We start from the raw sequence: 19463 nt of genomic DNA, 5'->3' as shown, positions 1-19463 counted from the left end.
GCGGGCGCCTGAACCGGGCAACTCGACATAGGAGAAAGCACGCTCGCTGTGTTTCAATAGCGTTAAGTTGTCAGCCAGAAGGGCTCGGAGACAATGCTTCAGATACACGAGAAGAACAACTTTATTTATCTGACCATGGCATTGATCGTGCTACTGGTCGCAGCAGCGATTCAGGAAGAATTGCCCGGCGGCATGGGGCACACCTTCCTGAATATCATTATCCTTGGCACCTTTATCGTTGCCTTCATGAGCCTCAACTTCGGCACCCAGTGGCGCCGCTTCGTGATGTTCCTGGTCGTAGCCTGGATCGCAACAGTGGCTGGCGCAGAATCGACAGGACTTTTTGATCGCACACTCCCAAGCCTGCTTATTCTTTTAGTCTTTTACCTGGGTGAATCCTGGTTTGCCGCACGCCGGGTGTTGCTGTCAGGCAAACGCATTGATCGTAATATCATGGTAGGCGCCCTGGCCATGTACCTGCTTATCGGCCTGGTGTGGTCTACCGTCTTCCTGATCATTCTCCATTTCTCGCCCGACGCCTTCCGCGGCATCGAGGCGCAGGACTATGCCGACAACTTTTCCATTGCCGTATATTTCAGTTTCGTGACGATGACCAGTCTGGGCTATGGGGATATAAGCCCGGCTGAACCTATTTCGCAGGTGGTGACTATACTGGCCGCAATCTCGGGTGCGTTTTATATGGCGGTCGTTGTCGCCACCATGGTCGGCGCCAGGGCGAATTCACGGGAACAAGACGACTGAGTGAGTCGCACACTCATAGTCATTACATCTAATAAGACTGCGATGTTTCAGCATCTACAGGAATAGCACGCAATGAGTAATGAGACCCCCGAGGGGCAGCAGAGCGCCCCCTTCGACCCGCTGTTTGTGCGCAACATGGTGGAGTCCTTCCTGCGTATTGGTTTGCTGCTGATACTGCTATCGATGTCCTACGACATCATCAAGCCGTTCACCGTACCCATTATTTGGGGCGCGATTATTGGCATCGCCGCCTTCCCTCTTGTGAAGTGGCTTGAAGGAAAGCTGGGCGGCAAACGGGGCCTCTCAGCGACTCTGGTGAGCCTGCTGTTCATATTAGCGCTGGTGATCCCGACTTGGCAGGTGACAGAAGCGCTGATGGGTAGCGTGAAGGGCTTGAGTACTGCCATTCAGGACGGCACCCTGCAGGTGCCGCCGCCCTCCCCCAAAATTGCCGAGTTACCTCTTGTAGGCGAGAAGCTTTATAGCGCTTGGGCTTCCGCCAATGCGGACCTGGAATCTGTCCTGCTGAAGTCGGCACCGCAAATACAGGAATACACTTCTGGCTTACTGAAGCGTGTGGGTAACAGCCTCGCTGGTGTATTGCTCTTTGTCGTATCGATCGCCGTCGCAGGCGGGTTTATGGCCTATGCTGAGAGTTGCGCACGCCTGGCACACCGGTTCTTCGTGCGTGTGGGGGGGCTGCAGCCGGGTGGCGAATGGGCCTCCCTGGCCGTGGCGACAGTGCGCTCCGTACTCAAGGGAGTCATAGGTGTCGCTGTCATTCAGGCGATATTGGTAGGCATCGGCTTTGTGGTCATGGGCATTCCGGGCGCGCCCATCTGGACGGCCGTCGTACTGTTCCTTGCTATTGCCCAATTACCCGCACTGATTGTGGTGCTACCCATCATTGCTTACGCATTCTCTGCCTACGACACAACACCCGCGATCATCTTCACTGTCTGGTCACTACTGGCTGGCGCCAGTGACAATGTCCTCAAACCCATTCTGATGGGTCGCGGCGTGGATATACCCATGCCAGTGATCCTGATCGGTGCCATCGGGGGCATGGTCGCGTCTGGTATTATTGGTCTGTTTGCCGGTGCCGTCGTACTCTCTATCCTGTATAAGTTGTTCGTACTCTGGCTGGACCAGCAACCCCAGCAGTAAGGTCCATCGTAGGCTGTGCACGAGGTACAGCCTGATATACCACGGGGGCATTGCGCGGCGCGCGGCCCCTCCTCGCCACAATCCCCCCCCTGATTAAATTTACACCGACCGCCAAATCGGTATTATCAGAGGTAGAGATGCCCACCAGAGCACCCCGGTGGGTATAAGAGAAAATAACGAATACGTGTGAACCGGTCAGGGAAGAATCGCGTCACGCACGATCTCTATTATAACAACGAGGTGTACTGTATGGGTTATCCACGACTCACTCCGCGCGTCCTGCGCAGGACCGCAATCGCATCAGCGCTAGTCATGGCATCACCGGCTTTTGGCCAACAGCAAATGCTGGAAGAAGTCATCGTGACAGCGCAGAAACGGCAGCAAACGATCCAGGACGTACCTGCCTCCGTGGCGGCTATTTCAGCGGAGATGCTGGAACAAACCAACACAACCAATTTCACGGATCTGGGTAAGATCACTTCAGGCGTCAATATCAACGGCGGCCAGGATGGTTTTGGCGGTATTATTCGTATCCGCGGTGTTGGGAATAACTCGTTTGCACCTGCGATCCGACCCTCCGTTGGTATTTTCATCGACGATGTCCCCTTGGCATCAATTGAAACAGCGTTTAACAACCTGTCGGACATCGAGCGGATAGAGATATTGAAGGGACCACAGTCAACGCTGTTCGGCCGTGAGGTATCTTCCGGGGCTATCGCGATGACCACACGTCGCCCTGACACGGCAGGTGTCGACGGCTATATCGAAGGTAACTTTGGCAATCTCGGCCTCGCCGAGTACCGCGTAGGTGGCAACCTGCCGCTGGGCGATACCTTCGCTATCAGAGGAAGCTACTATCACAATGAGCGCGACGCCACGGTGGACAACATCATCACCGGCGGCGAGGAAGGCGAGTACGACAAAGATGGCGGGCGGATCAGGGTCTTGTTCGAACCCAGCGCTGATTTCAGCGCGATCCTCAGCTACGAATTTCATGACAGCACCGTGGTAGGTGCGACAGCGGTTGCGCAGGAGTACGGTGACCTCTATCAGACGCTGGATGCCAGCCTAAATCCTGATAACTCGCTGCTCAACGTGATTGATCCTTACGATGATATAACCGACCACAGCAACCCTCCTGAGCGAGATGCCACCACCGAGTTTGTTTACCTAAACGTGGAATGGATGCTGAACGACGAATGGTCTTTAACCTCCGTAACAGGGTGGCAGGATTGGGAATTCATTGCGGACGGGCGTGAGCTAACACCTGACGGGTTTAAGACAGCAGACACCACATACGGTCCCTATTTCCTGAACGACTTCATCAACGAGCTGGACACAGAAAGTTTCACCCAGGAGCTCCGACTAAGCTACGAGTCTGACGATTGGTCCTCTCTGATAGGTGTCTTCTATGGTGATACAGAGCTAGACAACTATACGCCTTTCTCGCAGGCTATTGGTGTTTTCCCTCTTCCGACAGGGCCCTTGATCATCAAGTCTGCAGGCCTTTCGGATATTAGAGAAACCAATGAAGAAATCGCGATCTTCAACCACAACATTTGGACGGTGTCAGATAGACTGGAATTGACCTTCGGCTTGCGTTGGTCTGAAGTCGAAAAAGACGATATCAAAGGCCAACTGCTTGGCGTGGGACCAATCGCAGACTTGAACTCACCGTTTGTACCTACTACCCAATGGGCTGATGACATCCCCAGCCAGAAAGACAAATGGAGCGAGGTCACCGGCACACTCAAAGCCAATTATTACCTGACCGACGACCTCTCTGTTTACGCAGGATGGGACCGCGGCTTCAAAGCCGGCGGCCATGACGTCTGTAAAGATGGAGATAACGGCGAGCCCTTCTGCCCAGCCCCTTTTGATTCAGAGATTGCTGATAATTTCGAGGTGGGCTTCAAGGGCCGATTTGGGGGGACCTTCAACTGGAGCGGTGCGCTCTTTTACCAGACGTATGACGACTACCAGGTCGAGGTTCAGGACGAAGAAGGTATCGGCAATACCATCCTGAACGCGGCTTCTGCGGAGATTTGGGGGGTAGAAACTGATTTCCAGTGGCTGGCGACTGAGAATCTACTGGTCGACGGCAATTTAGCCTATATCGATGCCACCTGGGATGACTTTGCAGATGCAGAGTGTTTACGCGCGCAGTATCAGCGCGAGGCCTGTGATCCCGTTACCGGCACCCAGGATCTATCTGGCGCAGATCTCAACTACAACAGCCCGTGGACGGCCAACATCAACGCTACTTGGACAGATAGCTTTAGTAACGGCATTACCTGGTGGGTTCGTGGTGAGGTCGCTTACCGCGACGAGCTTTTTTTCTTCCCCGATCTTGATCCCGACCTCAAGGCAGATGACTACACCTTGATCAATGCCATGATCGGCATAACCGCTGCTGACGAGAGCTGGGAAGTTATGTTATGGGGCAAGAACATCTTCGATGAGGAGTATCTACAGGAGGGTTCACGTAATCGTGACAACGGCTCTATCGACTTTGCGGCTGCGGTAGGTGGACCGCTCCCTTCAGAGGGCTACCGAGTCACGCGCGGCGATCAAGCCACTTACGGTGTGACATTGAAGTACCGCTTTGGTGGAGGCTAGTTGAGGTTTCTCCTACGACTGAGACAAGGGCGGCTTCGGTCGCCCTTTTTTATTGTCCTCTGCTTATGCGCGGGGGAATGCTGCTCCCAACACCTCACCCTACCCGACCTGTCAAACCGCGACTCCGACATTCGGCCCACATCTGCGTCTGGCGGCGCTTCTCACAGACTGGTTGTTTTATGGGCAACTGGACGACTCTTAAGCGCAGGCTCTGGTGCTTGACGTCTGTAAGACTAGTATTCTTAACGAGGACAGACACATCGTGGAAATGTTGACCAGCCTCGACCAGATGACCGCAGCGCGCGAGCGTGCCCGTAAGCAGTGACGCTATAATTCGGGAATCAGCTTGGCGAAGTTCTCAATCATGGGCATGACGATCTCGGGCTTATCCCAGTTCTCCATGCCCACACCAATGTTGCAGCGGTGTATACCCATATCCCGATAAGACTTGAGCAAATCCGCGGTCACGGGAGCCATAACCACCAGCGTGATCTCCACAGCATCCGGGTCACGACCGAACTCTTCCACTTGCCGTCGGAAATCAGCGATGCTCGCCGGTATATCGCCCATCGCTACGTCAACCGGCATCCAGCCATCGGCCCACTGTGCCGTGTGCCTGACCCCTAATGGGCCCATTGCACCGAAAATAACCGGCGGGCCACCGGCCTGCACCGGCTTGGGTTCAAACCAGACTTTGTCGAAGTCGACGAGCTCACCGTGGTACTCCGGCGCCTCGTCAGTGAACAGGGCGCGCTGCGCTGCAACCGTTTCCTTGAGTGCCAGGTAGCGGCGCTTCCAGGGCAGTGAGGTAGCGTTTTCAAACTCTTCCTCGTTCCACCCGACACCGCAGCCAATGAGCACCCGTCCATTGGACAGTCTGTCCAAAGTCCCAATGGTTTTCGCCTGGGAGAACAGCTCCCGCTCCATTAACAGCGCAATACCGGTGCCCACTTTCAAGGTGCTGGTGGCCGCTGCCGCCGCCATCAGCGAGATGTAGGGGTCCATCATTTTCTTGTAAGGTTCGGGCAGCTCACCCCCGGCCGGATACGGCGTTCGACGGGACATGGGAATATGACTGTGTTCGCCGTACCACAGGGATTCAAACCCCGCGTCTTCCAGCGTTTTGGCCAGCAGGCCCGGCGCCGGATCATCGGCGGTGTTCATCGAACTGAAGCCCAGGTGCATGGTGTGTTCCCCTATTATCGTTTGCAGCAACGCTACCGCGCGGGGACGCAGGCGACCAGCGGACCACCGGAGCCGGTGGTCACTGGTTTAGTATGGTGACCGCTAGCGGCCGTTCCGCTGTGCCGCGGCCTGCGACAACTCGGCGAGAACACCTTCGGTGTCTATCCAGTTGATGCACGGGTCGGTGATGCTCTGCCCGTAGGTAAGAGGCTGCCCCGCCACCACGTTCTGGCGCCCTTCCACCAGATTACTCTCCAACATAACGCCAAAAATAGCGCGACTGCCACGGGCTACCTGGGTCGCGATATCGCTCGCGACGTCAATCTGGCGCGCGGGAATCTTGCGGCTGTTCGCGTGACTGGCATCGATCATAATGCGCGCGGGTAAGCCTGCACCTGTGAGCATGGCGCTGGCATCATCAACGGAAAACATATCGTAGTTGGGGTGCTTTCCACCGCGCAGGATGATGTGGCAGTCCTCATTCCCTGTTGTCTGAAAGATGGCCGAGCCACCTTGCTTCGTCACTGACAGAAAGTGATGCGGTTGAGACGCGGACTTAATGGCATCGATCGCAATCTGGATATCACCGTCGGTCGCATTCTTGAAGCCCACGGGACAAGACAAGCCGGACGACAGTTCACGGTGGGTCTGGCTCTCGGTTGTACGGGCACCAATGGCACCCCAGGAGATCAGGTCGGCGTAATACTGCGGACTGATCAGATCCAGATACTCCGTCCCCGCCGGCAGGCCCATGTCCGCCAGATCCAACAGCAGTTGCCGCGCAAGGTGCAGCCCCTTGTTAATCTGAAATGTATTGTTGAGATCAGGATCATTAATCAGTCCTTTCCAACCCACGGTAGTTCGGGGCTTTTCAAAATACACGCGCATAACGACAAACAGGTTCTGCGCGTGTCTGGCAGCCGCCTCCTTCAAGCGCGCCGCATAGTCACGGGCGGCGTCGGGGTCGTGAATCGAACAAGGGCCTACGATGACCAGTAGGCGAGGGTCCTCGCCAGTCAAAATTCGATGAATGGTCTGACGCGCCGCCGACACGGTTGCTGCTGCCTCATCGCTCACGGCAATCTCGCCGATCAGTTGCTCCGGCGAGATCAACTCGTTGGTTTTCTGGATTCTCAGGTCATCAGTGTTCAATAGCATTAGTCGCGCTCTCAACAGTTCTACTCCGGGGACAAGGCCGCGGCGGGCGCGTAATATAGCACGCCTCGTGGGCGTTCCTGCACAGCGCTCGCCCTTTGGATTAGGAGAACACTGTGACTTCATTTTTCGCACGCCAGGGCCTGGCACTGATTGCCACTGGTCTGCCGTTGTTGGCTATGGCGGCAACTTCACCGGGCCTTGAACGGGTCATGTCCGACCCAGACTGGATAGGGAATGCGCCTGAAAACGCCTACTGGGCGGACGATGGCAGTGCGATCTACTACCAGCAGAAACGCGAAGGCGAGGATATCCGCGACTATTACCGTCTGGCGTTGGATGGATCAGACCCCGAGCAAGTAGACCGTGCAGAGCTGCCCGAGGATTCCGGGCGGGCGAAGGTCTACTCCGCGGATCGAACTCATGTCGCCTGGGTACACCATGGCGACATTATGCTTAAGGCGCTTGGCTCCGGCGACGTGAAGGCCATTACGCGTACCGTTTCGGATGAGTCACAACCACTATTCAGCGCCGATGACAGTGAACTCTTCTTTCTGGCAGGTGGACAGTTCTTCGCCTACGGTTTGGATAACGGGCAGCTACGACAGGTGACAAACATCGCACCGGGCAAGGACCCGGATGCCGAGCCAGAGTTCAATGTGCTGCGCGAGCAGCAGCAACGCAGCTACGCCACCGTTGTTGAAGACAGCCGCCGCGCACGCGCCGTGAAAGACGAGGAGCGCCGCGCCCGGGGCTCGCTACCCCACCCCGTTTATCTGAACGATAAATATGAGGTGGTACAGCGCAGCTTGTCGCCCAACGGACAACAGCTCGCCCTAGTGGTGCGAGACGCCGGAGCAGATTCCGGCAGGGCCGGCATCATGCCGAACTATGTGACCGAAGACGGCTACACCAGCACAAGAGAGCTACGAGCACGTGTCGGCGCTAACGCCTACCCCGAGCTGCATCTTCTAGTGTTAAACGTGACCGATGGCGAGCTAAGTACCATCGAGACCTCAGAACTACCGGGTATGTCATCCGATCCCTTCAAGACCCTTCGCCGCGAAGCATTGGACTGGCATGTGGCTAAGGGGGCAGACAAAGACGCCGTGGCCAAACAATTGGAAGACGATGATCGTTGCATCAACGACATCCGGGTGATGTGGAGCCCCGATGGCAACACGCTGGCGGCCATGCTGTTCGCCGCTGACTACAAGGATCGCTGGTTGGCCACTGTGGATGCTGAAGGCGAGCTGCAGCTGCAACACCGGCTCAATGACGAGGCCTGGATCAACTGGGCTTACAACGACTTCGGTTGGTTTCAGGACAGCAGCACACTGTGGCTGATGTCCGAAGAATCAGGCTATGCACACCTTTACACCACCACGGTCGATGCTCGCCGGGTGCGCGCCATCACCCGCGGCGACTTTGTGGTGCGAAACCCGATTGTCGCGCCGGATGAGTCGTACATCTATCTGGAAGGTAATCGCGGCCATCCCGGGAACTGGCAGATCTTTCGCGTAGCGGCCTCTGGCGGTGAGCTGGAGCGCGTCGCCGACATCGACGGCGTCAGCACAGCGGCGCTATCGCCAGACGGCAAGCAGTTGCTGATCACACGCTCGTCAATGGACAGACATCCCGACCTGTACCTGGGCGCGGCCGACGGCAGCGGCACACTCAAACAGCTGACGGATACCGTGAGCCAAGCTTTCGCGACTGTTGACTGGGTGGTACCGGAAATCGTGGAGGTCCCCTCCTCTCACGTTGAAGCGCCCATCTACTCAAAGCTCTACCTGCCACGCGACTATGACCCGGCGAAGCGCTACCCGGCGGTGATGTTTGTGCACGGCGCTGGCTACACCCAGAACGCACACATGGGTTGGCCCTACTATTTCCACGAGTTCATGTTCCACACGGTATTGGCTGATGCCGGTTACATAGTTCTGGACATGGACTACCGCGCCTCCGAGGGTTACGGGCGCGACTGGCGCACCAGTATCTACCGGCAGATGGGTCACCCGGAGCTGGAAGACTATTTGGACGGGGTCGACTTTCTCGCCGATGGCTACAGCGTTGATCGCGATCGCATCGGGATTTACGGCGGCTCTTACGGTGGCTTTATGACCTTCATGGCCCTGTTCCGTACCCCTGAAGTATTTGCCGCCGGCGCAGCGCTGCGTCCCGTTGTGGATTGGATGCATTACAACCACGGATATACCGCTCGCATTCTGAATACCCCGCTGGTGGATCCTGTGGCCTATGAGAAGAGCTCGCCCATTAATCATGCGGCCGGCCTCAACAAGCCCCTGCTAATCGCCGCGGGGATGCAGGACGACAACGTGTTCTTCCAGGATTCGGTACTGCTGGTGCAGAAGTTCATCGAGATGAAGAAAGAGGATTTCGAGATCGCCATTTACCCGCTGGATGCCCATGGCTTTGTGCATCCGGAGTCGTGGTTGGATGAGTATCGACGCATCTTCAAGCTCATGGAAAACGCGGTGAAAAATCGCAGCCAATAGGCTGCGATAAACCCTGCCTCCTCCTTTGGGGGTATGGCTGATCCCTGTCGGGATTTTGCCCGTAATGGTATTATTCCGCCGATTTTTTGACCGAATTCACCGTGAGGTACACCATGTCCGAATCCATGACCCCCGAACAGGAAGTTGCCGTCCTGATTGAGCGCGCACGCGTTGCACAGGAAGCTATCGCAGACTACAGCCAGGACCAGGTCGATGAGTTGATTCGCGCCATGGTATACACCGTGGCACGCGAGGACCGCGCCGAGGAAATCGCGCATTTCGCCGTGGAAGAAACCCAGCTGGGCAACTATGAAGGCAAGTACCTCAAGATCCACCGCAAGACGCGCGCAACACTGATGGACATCATCGATGACAAATCAGTGGGGGTTATCGAGGAACTGCCCGAGCGCAACATCGTCAAGATCGCCAAGCCCGTTGGCGTAATCGGTGCACTGTCGCCTTCCACCAACCCCGAAGCGACGCCCGTAATCAAGGCTATTTCTGCCGTGAAGGGCCGCAACGCGATCATCATCGCGCCGCACCCCCGCGCCAAGCTGACCAACAAAAAGATTGTTGACTACATGCGCGACGCTATCGAGCGCTGCGGTGCACCTGCCGATCTGGTGATTGCCATCGAAACACCCAGCCTGGATACCACCAATGAACTAATGCGTCAGTGCGACCGCGTGCTGGCCACTGGTGGCGGCCCCATGGTGCATGCGGCCTACTCCAGCGGCACACCCGCGCTGGGTGTAGGTGTGGGCAACGCCTGCATCACCGTGGACGACAGCGCCAATCTTGAAGAGGCCTCCGAAAAGATCCGCGTCTCCAAGACCCTGGATCTGGCGGCGTCCTGTTCGTCAGACAATTCCGTACTGCTGTTCGACAGCATCTACGACGAGATGGTCGCGAAGCTGGAACATGAGGGCGGCTACGTTCTGAACGACGAAGAAAAGCTCAAGCTGCAGAACACTATCTGGGTAGACGGCCACCTGAACACCGCCATCGTGGCCCAGCCCGCCTACAAGATTGCCGGTATGGCCGGCATCGAACTGCCCGAGGGCAAGCTGTTCCTCATCGTGCCAGAGACGGGTACCGGTCCCGATCACCCCTTCAGCGGTGAGAAGCTCTCCGTCACTATGGCGCTGTACCGCGTGAAGGACATTGATCACGCTATCGAGCTAACCAACAGCATTCAGGCCTACCAGGGTCAGGGTCACTCCTGCGGCATCTATTCGTACAATGATGACAACATCATGAAGTACGCCGACCAGACGCGTACCTCGCGTGTCATGGTCAACCAGCCGCAGGCGGCTTCGAACAGCGGCAACCTGTGGAATGGCATGCGACAGACCTTCTCGCTTGGCTGTGGCAGCTGGGGCGGCAACGCCACTAACAACAACATCACCTGGCGTGACCTGATCAACGAGACGTGGGTATCCAAACCACTGACAGAGACGAAGGTCATACCCAGTGATGAGGACCTGTTCGGCGATGCAGTGATGGCCAAGTTCAATTAAGACAGGGCATGGAGTTCTCACTCAGCGACGAACAGCTCGCATTTATCGATAGCGCCCGCGCCTTCTCGGAAGGCGTGTTGGCACCTAACGCCGCCGAGTGGGATGCCACATCCCACTTCCCTAAGGAAGCACTGGCACAAGCCGGAGAATTGGGCTTCATGGGGGTGTATACCCCGGAGTCCGCCGGCGGCCTCGCACTGTCCAGGCTGGATGCCAGCCTCATCGTTGAGGAGTTGGCTAAAGGCTGCACCACCACCACCGCCTTTCTGACCATCCACAACATGGCAACCAGCATGATCGGTCGCTACTGCTCCGATGCCGTCATCGAGCAGTGGTGTCCCGAGCTGGTAGCGGGCACCAAACTCGCCTCCTATTGCCTCACGGAACCCGGGGCGGGCTCAGATGCAGGGTCTCTACGCACTACCGCCACGCTCGAGGGCGACGAGTATGTCGTCAATGGCAGCAAGGTGTTTATCTCTGGCGCCGGCGAGACCGATGTACTGGTTGTGATGACACGCAGCGGTGGGGCGGGACCGAAAGGTGTGACCGCTCTGCTGATTCCCGCGGATGCACCAGGCGTAGGCTACGGCAAAAAAGAAGAGAAGATGGGTTGGAATGCCCAACCTACCCGCATGGTCACTTTCGACAATGTGCGCGTACCCGTGGAAAATCGCCTGGGCAATGAAGGCCAGGGCTTTGCCATTGCGATGGAAGGCCTGGACGGCGGCCGCATCAACATCGCCACCTGCAGCATCGGTACTGCACAGCAAGCGTTGAAGGAAGCCACTGACTACGTACAAGAGCGTCAGCAGTTTGGCAGCGCCATTTCAGACTTTCAAAACACCCAATTCAAGCTGGCGGATATGCTGACGCAACTGGTCGCCGCGCGGCAAATGGTGCGCCTCGCAGCCAGCAAACTGGACAATAAAGATAGCCAGGCCACCACCTATTGTGCGATGGCCAAGCGTTTCGCTACCGATGTGGGCTTTGAGGTATGCAACGACGCACTGCAGCTGTTTGGCGGCTATGGCTACATCCGCGAGTACCCGATGGAGCGCCACGTGCGCGATACCCGGGTGCATCAGATTCTCGAGGGCACCAATGAGATCATGCGCGTTATTATTTCTCGCCGTCTGCTGATGGATGGCGCACTGGAGGTTATTCAATGAGCATCAGTCCCTCGGACAAACTGAAGGTCGAGATCACCGGGCACACCGCCCTGATCACTATCGACAACCCCGCAGCTAACACTTGGGACACCGAAAGCCTCCCTGGCCTGCGCACGGTCGTTGAGGCACTGAATGCCGACCGCTCTGTTTTCGCCCTAGTGCTAACCGGTGCTGGCGACAAGTTCTTCTCTGCCGGCGCCGATCTCAAACTATTTGCCGACGGCAACCCGGACACTGCGCGTGAAATGGCCGATGCTTTTGGCGCCGCGTTTGAAGCTCTGGCGGATTTCCGCGGAGTCTCGATTGCCGCCATCAACGGCTTCGCCATGGGTGGTGGCCTGGAGGTGGCGCTGGCCTGTGACCTGCGTGTGGCAGAGCATCAGGCGCAGATGGCATTGCCGGAAGCAAAGGTTGGTCTTCTGCCCTGCGCAGGCGGCACCCAACGCCTGTCATGGCTGGTGGGCGAAGGCTGGGCAAAGAAAATGATTCTCTGCGGGGAACGCGTCAAAGCGGAAACCGCCGAGCGCATTGGTCTGGTGGAAGAAGTGGTCGCCAATGGCGAATCGCTGACGCGAGCCCTGGCACTGGCCGAGCAGGCAGCGCTGCAGAGCCCCATTTCCGTCGCCTACTCGAAGCAGTTGATCCACGCCGCGCGCGACACAGCGATCGGCGCCGCGCTGCCGGCGGAGCGCGATAAGTTTGTAGAACTATTTGCGACCGAAGACCAGGCCGAGGGGGTTAATGCCTTCCTGGAGAAACGCGCCCCAGAGTGGAAGAACCGTTAATGAGTGCACTTGTATTATTTGAAGAGCTGACGGCTGGTGCCGGTAAAGTCGGGCGCGCGACGCTGAGTGTTGAAGCCACGCTTAATTCACTCACGCTGGAAATGGTAGACCTGCTGCAGCAGCAATTAGACAGCTGGCTGGTCGACGATGATATTCGCGCAGTATTTATCGATGCGGCAGGTGAAAAGGCCTTCTGCGCGGGCGGTGATGTGCAGGCTCTGCACGCATCCGCCGTAGCAACGCCCGGCGGCCCCTGCGATTACGCAGAAGTGTTCTTCGCACGCGAATACCGCATGAACTACACGCTGCATACGTATCCCAAGCCCATAATCTGCTGGGGCCACGGCATCGTTATGGGCGGCGGACTCGGCGTTATGGCCGGCTGCTCTCACCGCATCGTCACCGAACGTACGCGCATAGCAATGCCCGAAGTCACCATCGCCCTGTTTCCTGATGTTGGCGGCAGCTGGTTCCTGAACCACATGCCCGGTGAAGCAGGTTTGTTTCTGGCACTTACAGGGGCCTCTATCAATGCCAGTGACGCACTTTATACCGGCATTGCAGACCGTTTTATTGCCAACGAGCACAAGGCGGCCGTCCTGGACGCCCTGCTATCCACGACATACAGCAACGAGGCCGACACCAACCACGGCCTTGTGAATGCGGCGTTGCGCCCCTTCGCCGCCGCCAGCGAAAGCGACAAACCTGAAGGCCAGGTTGAACCTCACATGGCGGTAATCAACCAATTATGCGACGGCGATAGTATTCACGATGTCATCGATCAGATAACGGCATTGGATACCGACGACAGCTGGCTATCACGCGCGCGCGATAGTCTGGCGCAAGGTTCGAAACTGGCGGCGCTGTGGATTGCCAGGCAGCTTTGGGAAACCCGGCATGCGTCGCTGCGCGAAGTGTTTCAGGCGGAAGTTCAACTGGCCACCAACGTGGTGCGCTACCCCGAATTCGCTGAAGGCGTTCGTGCCCTGTTGATCGACAAGGACAGGAATCCCGCCTGGACATTCGCTGCATCTCGAGACGTTCCGGAGGACCTGCTGGCGGGGTTCTTCACCAGCCCCTGGGACAGCAATCCACTGGCGGATCTCAGCTAAACGGCTGGCGCACTGCAGCGTTACCCAGGGAGATAGTGCTGCGCCGCTGCCGGAACGGCTGCCAGAACCCCCGCCCTTCGGGGTACACTCCCTGCCACCACATGAACCAGAAAAAGAAAAAGAGACAAGCATTATGGCTTCAGTTGCGTTTATCGGCTTAGGCAACATGGGCGGCCCGATGGCTAAAAACCTGCTGGCCGCGGGACACTCCGTCTGCGTCTTCGATTTGTCTACCGAGGCCTGTGAGGCGCTGGAAGCCGCGGGCGCAAGTGTGGCCGCGTCGGCGGCGGCAGCGACTGACGGCGTCGAGTATGTGGTCTCAATGCTACCCGCGGGGAAGCATGTGGCCGGGACCTACCTGGGCGAATCTGGCTTGCTCGCGCAACTGAACAGTGACGTTACTGTGCTGGACTGCAGCACTATCGATGCAGCCACCTCCAGAGAGGTCGGTGCCGCTGCAGAGGCAATGGGCATCGGCTTCATGGACGCGCCAGTATCCGGTGGCGTTGCAGCGGCGGCAGCCGGCACCCTGACCTTCATGTGCGGCGGTAGCGAAGAGACCTTCCTGAAAGCGCGCGAATTGCTGTCAGCCATGGGCAAGAATATCTTTCATGCCGGCCCCCACGGCGCGGGTCAGGTCGCAAAGGGCTGCAACAATATGCTGCTCGCGATTCATATGCTGGGCACCTGTGAGGCGCTGGAGATGGGTGCGCGCAACGGCCTGGATCCTGCCGTACTATCGGAGATCATGCTGGCAAGCTCTGGCCGCAATTGGTCGCTGGAGGTATACAACCCGTACCCCGGGGTGATGGAGAACGCGCCCGCCAGCAATGATTACCAACCCGGGTTCATGGTTGACCTGATGGTCAAGGACCTGGGACTTGCCATGGACATTGCAAAGGATGCCGGGGTAGATAATGCTCTGGGGCAATTGGCTCAATCGCTGTACGAAGGACACCAGGCGGCGGGCAATGGCAGCCGCGATTTCTCCAGTGCGCTCGAACGACTGCGTAAACCCGCATGAGCCCATCACAGCTTTATCTGAGGGAGCTGGCCGAACGCTCCCGCCTGCATGTGGTGGCGGTAGAGACCACCAGTATTGCCTGGCGGCAGTGGTCAGGTGCTGATGCCGCCGTCCCGACGCCAGCCAACCCCGAGGCACCACCCCTGATTCTCATCCACGGCGGCTTCGGCAGCTGGACCCACTGGGCGGAAAACCTGCTTTCGCTGAGTGTGAGCCGGGAGGTGTGGACGGTAGATCTCCCCGGTCTGGGTGAATCCGGCGATATGCCACAGCCCCAGACACTGGAACACTTCACCACCCTGTTACGTCATTCGCTCGCCGGTGTTGGTCTGTCCGAGGGTACGTTTGAGATTGCTGCTTTTTCGTTTGGCGCCATGATAGGCGCGCGCCTGGCCGCTGCTTGCCGGCATCAATGCCAGCGTCTAACGGTGATAGGCGCGGCCGGCTGCGGGGCCCTGCATCATCAGGTAGATTTGCTGCCGCTGCCAGCGCCCGGCACGCCCTTTGACGAGGCAGCAGTGACTCACCGGGAAAATCTGGCCCGCCTAATGATCGCCGACCCTCACAAGATCGACATCAATGCCATTCGTATTCACTCAGAAAATCTAGCGAAACACCGGTTTCGCAGTCGCGGATTGGCCGGTACCGATGACCTGCTTGTGACTTTGGAGCAAGTGGCAGTACCCATATGCGCCATATGGGGAAGCGAGGATGCAACTGCAGGCGGGCGCGACGCCCTGGAAAAACGTCGAGTGCTGTTCAGTGACGCACCCGGCGGCTGTGATTTCCATGTGCTTGACGGCGTCGGGCACTGGACCATGTATGAGGCGCCGGGAATATCCAACGCCCTGATTCTGGGCAGTGAGCGCTAGACGCAGCCCGACGTCTAACCGACCATTTTCTGCACGCCGCGCGAGGCAACGATCTTGCCCTGATCGAAGAATGCCTCGTGATTTACTTCGATCTTCGAGAGGTCGTACAGATAATTCACCATGATGCCGGCTGACTGCTCTCGGCCTTTGGGCGAGAGATCGGCCCCGCCATGAATGCGGTGCAGGCGAGCCCCATTGCCCAAATGGAAACGCGCTACCGGATCACGCGGTGCGTCTCCGGATTTTTCGTTCAACAGGTAGTGCGCACACAACTTCAGGTGCGCGTCGTACACCTCAGAGCGCATCACCGCGCCCGCGGGCTCTTTCACGGCACCCTCAAGCGAAGCATCGATCCACTCACTGAGGTCAGCCTTTAACAACCACTTGCGATAGCCGGGTACGGGCGACAGAGTGACGAAAGTCTTCAGCCAGGGCATTTCCCGCTGCAACTCCTCGACCACGTTCTTGATCAGGAAGTTACCGAAGGAGACGCCGGCCAGACCCGGGTGGCAATTGCTGATGGAATAGAACACCACCGTCGACGGGCGATCCTGACTATTGGTATCGCGATCCTGGCGCAGCAGGGGTTGTATCGCGCCGGGCACGTCTTCGGTCAGCGCTATCTCTACAAACACCAGTGGATCATCCACCAACGCAGGGTGGAAGAAGGCAAAGCAGCGGCGGTCGCTGCTGAGCCGGCTCCGCAGATCAGACCAGCCATTGATTTCATGGACGGCTTCGTAATCGATGATCTTCTCGAGTACTGCGGCAGGCGAGTCCCAGCTGATCTGCCGCAACTCCAAAAAGCCCTTGTTAAACCAGGAGACGAACAGGTGCTTGAGGTCTGCATCGACGGCGCGCAGCTCGGGATTAGAACGCAGCAGTTTTAGCAGATGACCACGCATCGCCACCAGTGTGGCCGTGCCCTCTGGGGCCATGTTGATGCGACGGAACAGCTTCACCCGGGGCGCCTCTACCGCACGGGCAATGGCGGCCAGGTGCTCGAAGTCATCATCACCGCGGTATTGCTCTACGACATCGAGTACGTCGTCGCGCTTGACGCCGAAGCGCGTGAGAAGCTGTTGGAAAAAAGTCAGCCGGTCGGATTCGGGGAGATTCTGATACGCCGCGGTAATCTCACTGGCCAGCGCGAGACCAGAGGCCTCACCGCGGTGCTCAAGTAATGCTGCACAGCTGTCTACAAGGGCGTCAATGGATGTCTCGGGAGCGGCGACCGCACGACGGCGCGCCAGGATCTCCCGGCCCGCATCAAGCACACTGTGGAAGGTGCGCTCAAACACACTCATCGTACTGCCTTCCTGACTCTCCAGATCCTGTTTCTGTTCTACTGCCATCGCCATCGTTCCTTAAGCAAAGCCTGCCCGGGGGCACCCCTCCAGTTACTCCTGCAAAGGTTACGGCAGTGACCGGCACTGCGGACTACCTCTGCTGGGTTATATTTCACAGTATCGCCGAAAAGAGTCCTGGTTTTCCTCCGCCTAAATATGGACAGGCATTGGTCATTTTTCGACCTGCACTTAGAGCAGCCACATAAGCCACTGTTTTCAATGCAGTTATTGTGCACGCGCCAAATCAGAGCGTGCTGAATCCACACGAAAGAACGTTTCGTAGTTTTCATACAACCCACGCCCGCCCCCCTGGGACCGGTTGCTTACCCCTACTTGCATGGAGCAAAACACATGAAACTCAAATCACTTTCTGCCGCACTGGTTATGGCCGCGAGCGCCACTGTTGGCACACAGGCGCAAGCTAACGGCTTCGCTGCCTGCCTGCAGGCTGCACCCGTGACATTCGACGGCACTATCGTTGATGCAGCGGTTGCTACCCCGGCCCTGAGCACACTGGTTGACTTGGTAACGGCGGCTGGCTTGGCTGAGACACTGGCTACTGCTGAGGACATCACCGTCTACGCGCCCACTAACGATGCATTCGCTGCCATTCCAGAGCCAGTGCTCAATGCGATCGGCGGTGATGTCGATTTGCTGACCAGCGTACTGACCTACCACGTGTCACCTGGACTGCGTGATCCTCGTTTCCACTTCACCGCGGTAGAGCGCCCCACGCTCCAGGGTGCCAACGTGTATTTTGATTTCAACAACGGTCGCGTTCGCGTGAACCAGTCTGAAGTCTCTTGCACCGGCGTTCGCACTGACAATGGTTTGGTCTGGATCATCGACAGCGTGCTGTTGCCGCAGTTCTAACGCGGTGATGCTGACAGGTTGGCGCCTGAACTTACCGGCGCCAACCACCCCCCTCACTGTAAACCCTTAGCTCTCCCAGCCGTTGGTCTCGATGGATCAACCCCTCAAGTCGTTTTCCTCTGGCCACTCTAACCCGTTGATTGTTATGCTGTTTGCCTGACGTGTCAGGTCAATGTCAGGTGGACGTCAGGCCGCTGTCGTGGCAGCTATCCGCAGCACTCGCCATGCTGGCCCGACCTCGAACAGGAGCAAGCCGGTGATCGTCCGAAAACTCAGACTGCAACAGGGCTGGTCGCAAGATCAGTTGGCAACACTCTCTGGTCTCAGCGTGAGAACCATCCAGCGCCTTGAGCGCGGCGGTAGTGCCAGTCTAGAGTCGGCCAAAGCGCTGGCGTCTGTATTCGAGGTAGATGTTTCCACTTTCTTACCCGAGGACAGCGATATGACGCACATTGAGTTAGAACCCAAAACCCCCACTCCGCAGGCTGCAGATCACCCGGCGGCACCCACCCCCACCTTGAAGGACGATGAACGAGAAGCCATCCGTTACGCCAAACGGGTCAAGGAATTCTATGAGGGTCTGACAGCCTTCGTTATTCTTGCGTTGGTCTTTTCCATCGCCGCACTTGATGGCTGGTTCTTTGGCGATACCGACATTGTTTTATGGGTATTTCTGGGCGTCGGCGCGGGTCTTGTAGTGCAGGGGCTGATTGCATTTGAGGTCATCCGGATTGGATGGACCGACTGGGAAAAGAAGCTGGTTGAGAAGCGCCTGGGTCGGAAGCTCTAGCGGCACCAATTTTTGCAAACCGGTGCTGCACCTGTGGCCAACCACCAATGCAGGTATCAGTCACAATCAGGGGCGATGGCATTAAGCACGCCCCCTTCTCACATGGGAAACGACAAATGAATACGACCCGGGACACAGCGCCACAGCAACTCGCCATGCAATACGCCCGCTTCGTCGACGACAGAGCGTTTGAACGGCTGGAAGAAATACTGGTGCCCGAATTCACTCTGCAGGGTCCCGGCTATGGATCCGCTTCCCGTGATGAATTTATCGCGAGCCTCGCCATCCTCAATGACTATTCAGCGACATTTCACCTGGTCGGTAATCAGTTTGGAGACTGGATCGATGATAGGTACCAGGGGGAAACCTGGTGCGTTGCCAGCCATATCTACGAACGCGATGGCACCCAGCGAAAACTGGATATGGGCATTCGCTACGAAGACACCATTGTGCGCTCCGCTGAGCGTTGGTGCTACGCCAGTCGTGACCTGAACCTGGTTTGGACGCAGGACCTGCCCACGGTGCTGTGAGGATTATTGCCCCACCGCGAATGCAGCGGGCC

16 protein-coding genes are annotated in these 19463 nt (G+C 57.6%); 13 read left to right on the top strand and 3 right to left on the bottom strand.

Annotation, left to right across the window (positions count from 1 at the left end; genetic code table 11):
* Positions 1 to 93: 93 nt before the first annotated feature.
* The 3 genes from IE089_RS02595 (at position 94) to IE089_RS02585 (ending at position 4548) form a co-directional block, all read left to right on the top strand.
* Entirely contained in the window at positions 94 to 762 is a 669-nt protein-coding gene (locus IE089_RS02595) for a potassium channel family protein (RefSeq protein WP_189474889.1), read from the top strand.
* Between the two features lie 72 nt (positions 763 to 834).
* Positions 835 to 1929: an AI-2E family transporter gene (locus IE089_RS02590; RefSeq protein WP_189474888.1), complete on the top strand. Its 1095-nt coding sequence runs from the start codon at positions 835 to 837 to the stop codon at positions 1927 to 1929.
* 312 nt (positions 1930 to 2241) lie between these two features.
* Entirely contained in the window at positions 2242 to 4548 is a 2307-nt protein-coding gene (locus IE089_RS02585; protein WP_189474886.1) for a TonB-dependent receptor, read from the top strand.
* Positions 4549 to 4875: 327 nt separating this feature from the next.
* On the opposite strand, the gene IE089_RS02580 is transcribed toward IE089_RS02585, so the two are convergent.
* Positions 4876 to 5733 (bottom strand): LLM class F420-dependent oxidoreductase, encoded by an 858-nt coding sequence (locus tag IE089_RS02580; protein ID WP_189474884.1) that lies wholly within the window; start codon positions 5731 to 5733, stop codon positions 4876 to 4878.
* Between the two features lie 102 nt (positions 5734 to 5835).
* On the bottom strand, positions 5836 to 6891 hold the full coding sequence (locus tag IE089_RS02575) for a 3-deoxy-7-phosphoheptulonate synthase (protein WP_189474882.1): 1056 nt from the start codon (positions 6889 to 6891) through the stop codon (positions 5836 to 5838).
* Between the two features lie 113 nt (positions 6892 to 7004).
* Here IE089_RS02575 and IE089_RS02570 point away from each other — a divergent pair, with 113 nt between their 5' ends.
* The 7 genes from IE089_RS02570 to IE089_RS02540 all read left to right on the top strand — a co-directional run bounded on the left by IE089_RS02570 (position 7005) and on the right by IE089_RS02540 (position 15889).
* Positions 7005 to 9407, top strand: coding sequence for a prolyl oligopeptidase family serine peptidase (locus tag IE089_RS02570; RefSeq protein WP_189474880.1), 2403 nt, complete (start codon positions 7005 to 7007; stop codon positions 9405 to 9407).
* A gap of 113 nt (positions 9408 to 9520) precedes the next feature.
* The gene (locus IE089_RS02565) at positions 9521 to 10927 is read left to right on the top strand and encodes an aldehyde dehydrogenase family protein (protein ID WP_189474878.1); all 1407 of its coding nucleotides are present in this window, start codon (positions 9521 to 9523) and stop codon (positions 10925 to 10927) included.
* An 8-nt stretch (positions 10928 to 10935) separates the two neighbouring features.
* Positions 10936 to 12096 carry an acyl-CoA dehydrogenase family protein gene (locus tag IE089_RS02560; protein WP_189474876.1) on the top strand — a complete coding sequence of 387 codons (1161 nt, stop codon included), beginning with the start codon at positions 10936 to 10938 and terminating at the stop codon, positions 12094 to 12096.
* Positions 12093 to 12881: an enoyl-CoA hydratase gene (locus IE089_RS02555; RefSeq protein WP_189474874.1), complete on the top strand. Its 789-nt coding sequence runs from the start codon at positions 12093 to 12095 to the stop codon at positions 12879 to 12881. Before IE089_RS02560 ends, IE089_RS02555 begins: the two co-directional genes overlap by 4 nt.
* Complete coding sequence (locus IE089_RS02550; protein WP_189474872.1) at positions 12881 to 13993, top strand: enoyl-CoA hydratase/isomerase family protein; 1113 nt, start codon at positions 12881 to 12883, stop codon at positions 13991 to 13993. Before IE089_RS02555 ends, IE089_RS02550 begins: the two co-directional genes overlap by 1 nt.
* A 133-nt stretch (positions 13994 to 14126) precedes the next feature.
* Positions 14127 to 15017 carry a 3-hydroxyisobutyrate dehydrogenase gene (gene mmsB, locus IE089_RS02545; protein ID WP_189474870.1) on the top strand — a complete coding sequence of 297 codons (891 nt, stop codon included), beginning with the start codon at positions 14127 to 14129 and terminating at the stop codon, positions 15015 to 15017.
* Positions 15014 to 15889, top strand: coding sequence for an alpha/beta fold hydrolase (locus IE089_RS02540; RefSeq protein ID WP_189474869.1), 876 nt, complete (start codon positions 15014 to 15016; stop codon positions 15887 to 15889). The genes mmsB and IE089_RS02540 overlap by 4 nt, the downstream gene beginning before the upstream one ends.
* A 14-nt stretch (positions 15890 to 15903) precedes the next feature.
* Here IE089_RS02540 and IE089_RS02535 read toward each other — a convergent pair whose 3' ends face one another.
* Positions 15904 to 17244 carry a malonyl-CoA decarboxylase gene (locus IE089_RS02535; RefSeq protein ID WP_189474868.1) on the bottom strand — a complete coding sequence of 447 codons (1341 nt, stop codon included), beginning with the start codon at positions 17242 to 17244 and terminating at the stop codon, positions 15904 to 15906.
* Positions 17245 to 17589: 345 nt separating this feature from the next.
* On the opposite strand from IE089_RS02535, the gene IE089_RS02530 reads away from it, so the two are divergent.
* From IE089_RS02530 to IE089_RS02520, 3 genes are all read left to right on the top strand, one after another.
* Positions 17590 to 18111 (top strand): fasciclin domain-containing protein, encoded by a 522-nt coding sequence (locus tag IE089_RS02530; protein ID WP_189474866.1) that lies wholly within the window; start codon positions 17590 to 17592, stop codon positions 18109 to 18111.
* Between the two features lie 256 nt (positions 18112 to 18367).
* A complete protein-coding gene (locus tag IE089_RS02525) occupies positions 18368 to 18901 on the top strand; it encodes a helix-turn-helix domain-containing protein (protein ID WP_189474864.1) in 534 nt (177 codons plus the stop codon).
* A gap of 116 nt (positions 18902 to 19017) precedes the next feature.
* Positions 19018 to 19431, top strand: a complete 414-nt coding sequence (locus IE089_RS02520; protein WP_189474862.1) for a nuclear transport factor 2 family protein — start codon at positions 19018 to 19020, stop codon at positions 19429 to 19431.
* The last annotated feature ends 32 nt before the right edge of the window (positions 19432 to 19463 follow it).

This window comes from Parahalioglobus pacificus, from assembly GCF_014652275.1.
Lineage (GTDB): Bacteria > Pseudomonadota > Gammaproteobacteria > Pseudomonadales > Halieaceae > Parahalioglobus > Parahalioglobus pacificus.
This window is presented reverse-complemented; position numbering and strand designations above follow the sequence as displayed.

What these genes read in the sequence shown, in the direction of transcription:
- IE089_RS02585 (WP_189474886.1), top strand. Translation starts at nt 2,242, where the DNA reads ATGGCATCACCGGCTTTTGGCCAACAGCAAATGCTGGAAGAAGTCATC.
- IE089_RS02550 (WP_189474872.1), top strand. Translation starts at nt 12,881, where the DNA reads ATGAGTGCACTTGTATTATTTGAAGAGCTGACGGCTGGTGCCGGTAAA.
- IE089_RS02535 (WP_189474868.1), bottom strand. Translation starts at nt 17,244, where the DNA reads ATGGCAGTAGAACAGAAACAGGATCTGGAGAGTCAGGAAGGCAGTACG.
- IE089_RS02580 (WP_189474884.1), bottom strand. Translation starts at nt 5,733, where the DNA reads ATGCACCTGGGCTTCAGTTCGATGAACACCGCCGATGATCCGGCGCCG.
- IE089_RS02555 (WP_189474874.1), top strand. Translation starts at nt 12,093, where the DNA reads ATGAGCATCAGTCCCTCGGACAAACTGAAGGTCGAGATCACCGGGCAC.
- IE089_RS02520 (WP_189474862.1), top strand. Translation starts at nt 19,018, where the DNA reads ATGAATACGACCCGGGACACAGCGCCACAGCAACTCGCCATGCAATAC.
- IE089_RS02575 (WP_189474882.1), bottom strand. Translation starts at nt 6,891, where the DNA reads ATGCTATTGAACACTGATGACCTGAGAATCCAGAAAACCAACGAGTTG.
- IE089_RS02590 (WP_189474888.1), top strand. Translation starts at nt 835, where the DNA reads ATGAGTAATGAGACCCCCGAGGGGCAGCAGAGCGCCCCCTTCGACCCG.
- IE089_RS02595 (WP_189474889.1), top strand. Translation starts at nt 94, where the DNA reads ATGCTTCAGATACACGAGAAGAACAACTTTATTTATCTGACCATGGCA.
- IE089_RS02540 (WP_189474869.1), top strand. Translation starts at nt 15,014, where the DNA reads ATGAGCCCATCACAGCTTTATCTGAGGGAGCTGGCCGAACGCTCCCGC.
- IE089_RS02560 (WP_189474876.1), top strand. Translation starts at nt 10,936, where the DNA reads ATGGAGTTCTCACTCAGCGACGAACAGCTCGCATTTATCGATAGCGCC.
- IE089_RS02565 (WP_189474878.1), top strand. Translation starts at nt 9,521, where the DNA reads ATGTCCGAATCCATGACCCCCGAACAGGAAGTTGCCGTCCTGATTGAG.
- IE089_RS02530 (WP_189474866.1), top strand. Translation starts at nt 17,590, where the DNA reads ATGAAACTCAAATCACTTTCTGCCGCACTGGTTATGGCCGCGAGCGCC.
- mmsB (WP_189474870.1), top strand. Translation starts at nt 14,127, where the DNA reads ATGGCTTCAGTTGCGTTTATCGGCTTAGGCAACATGGGCGGCCCGATG.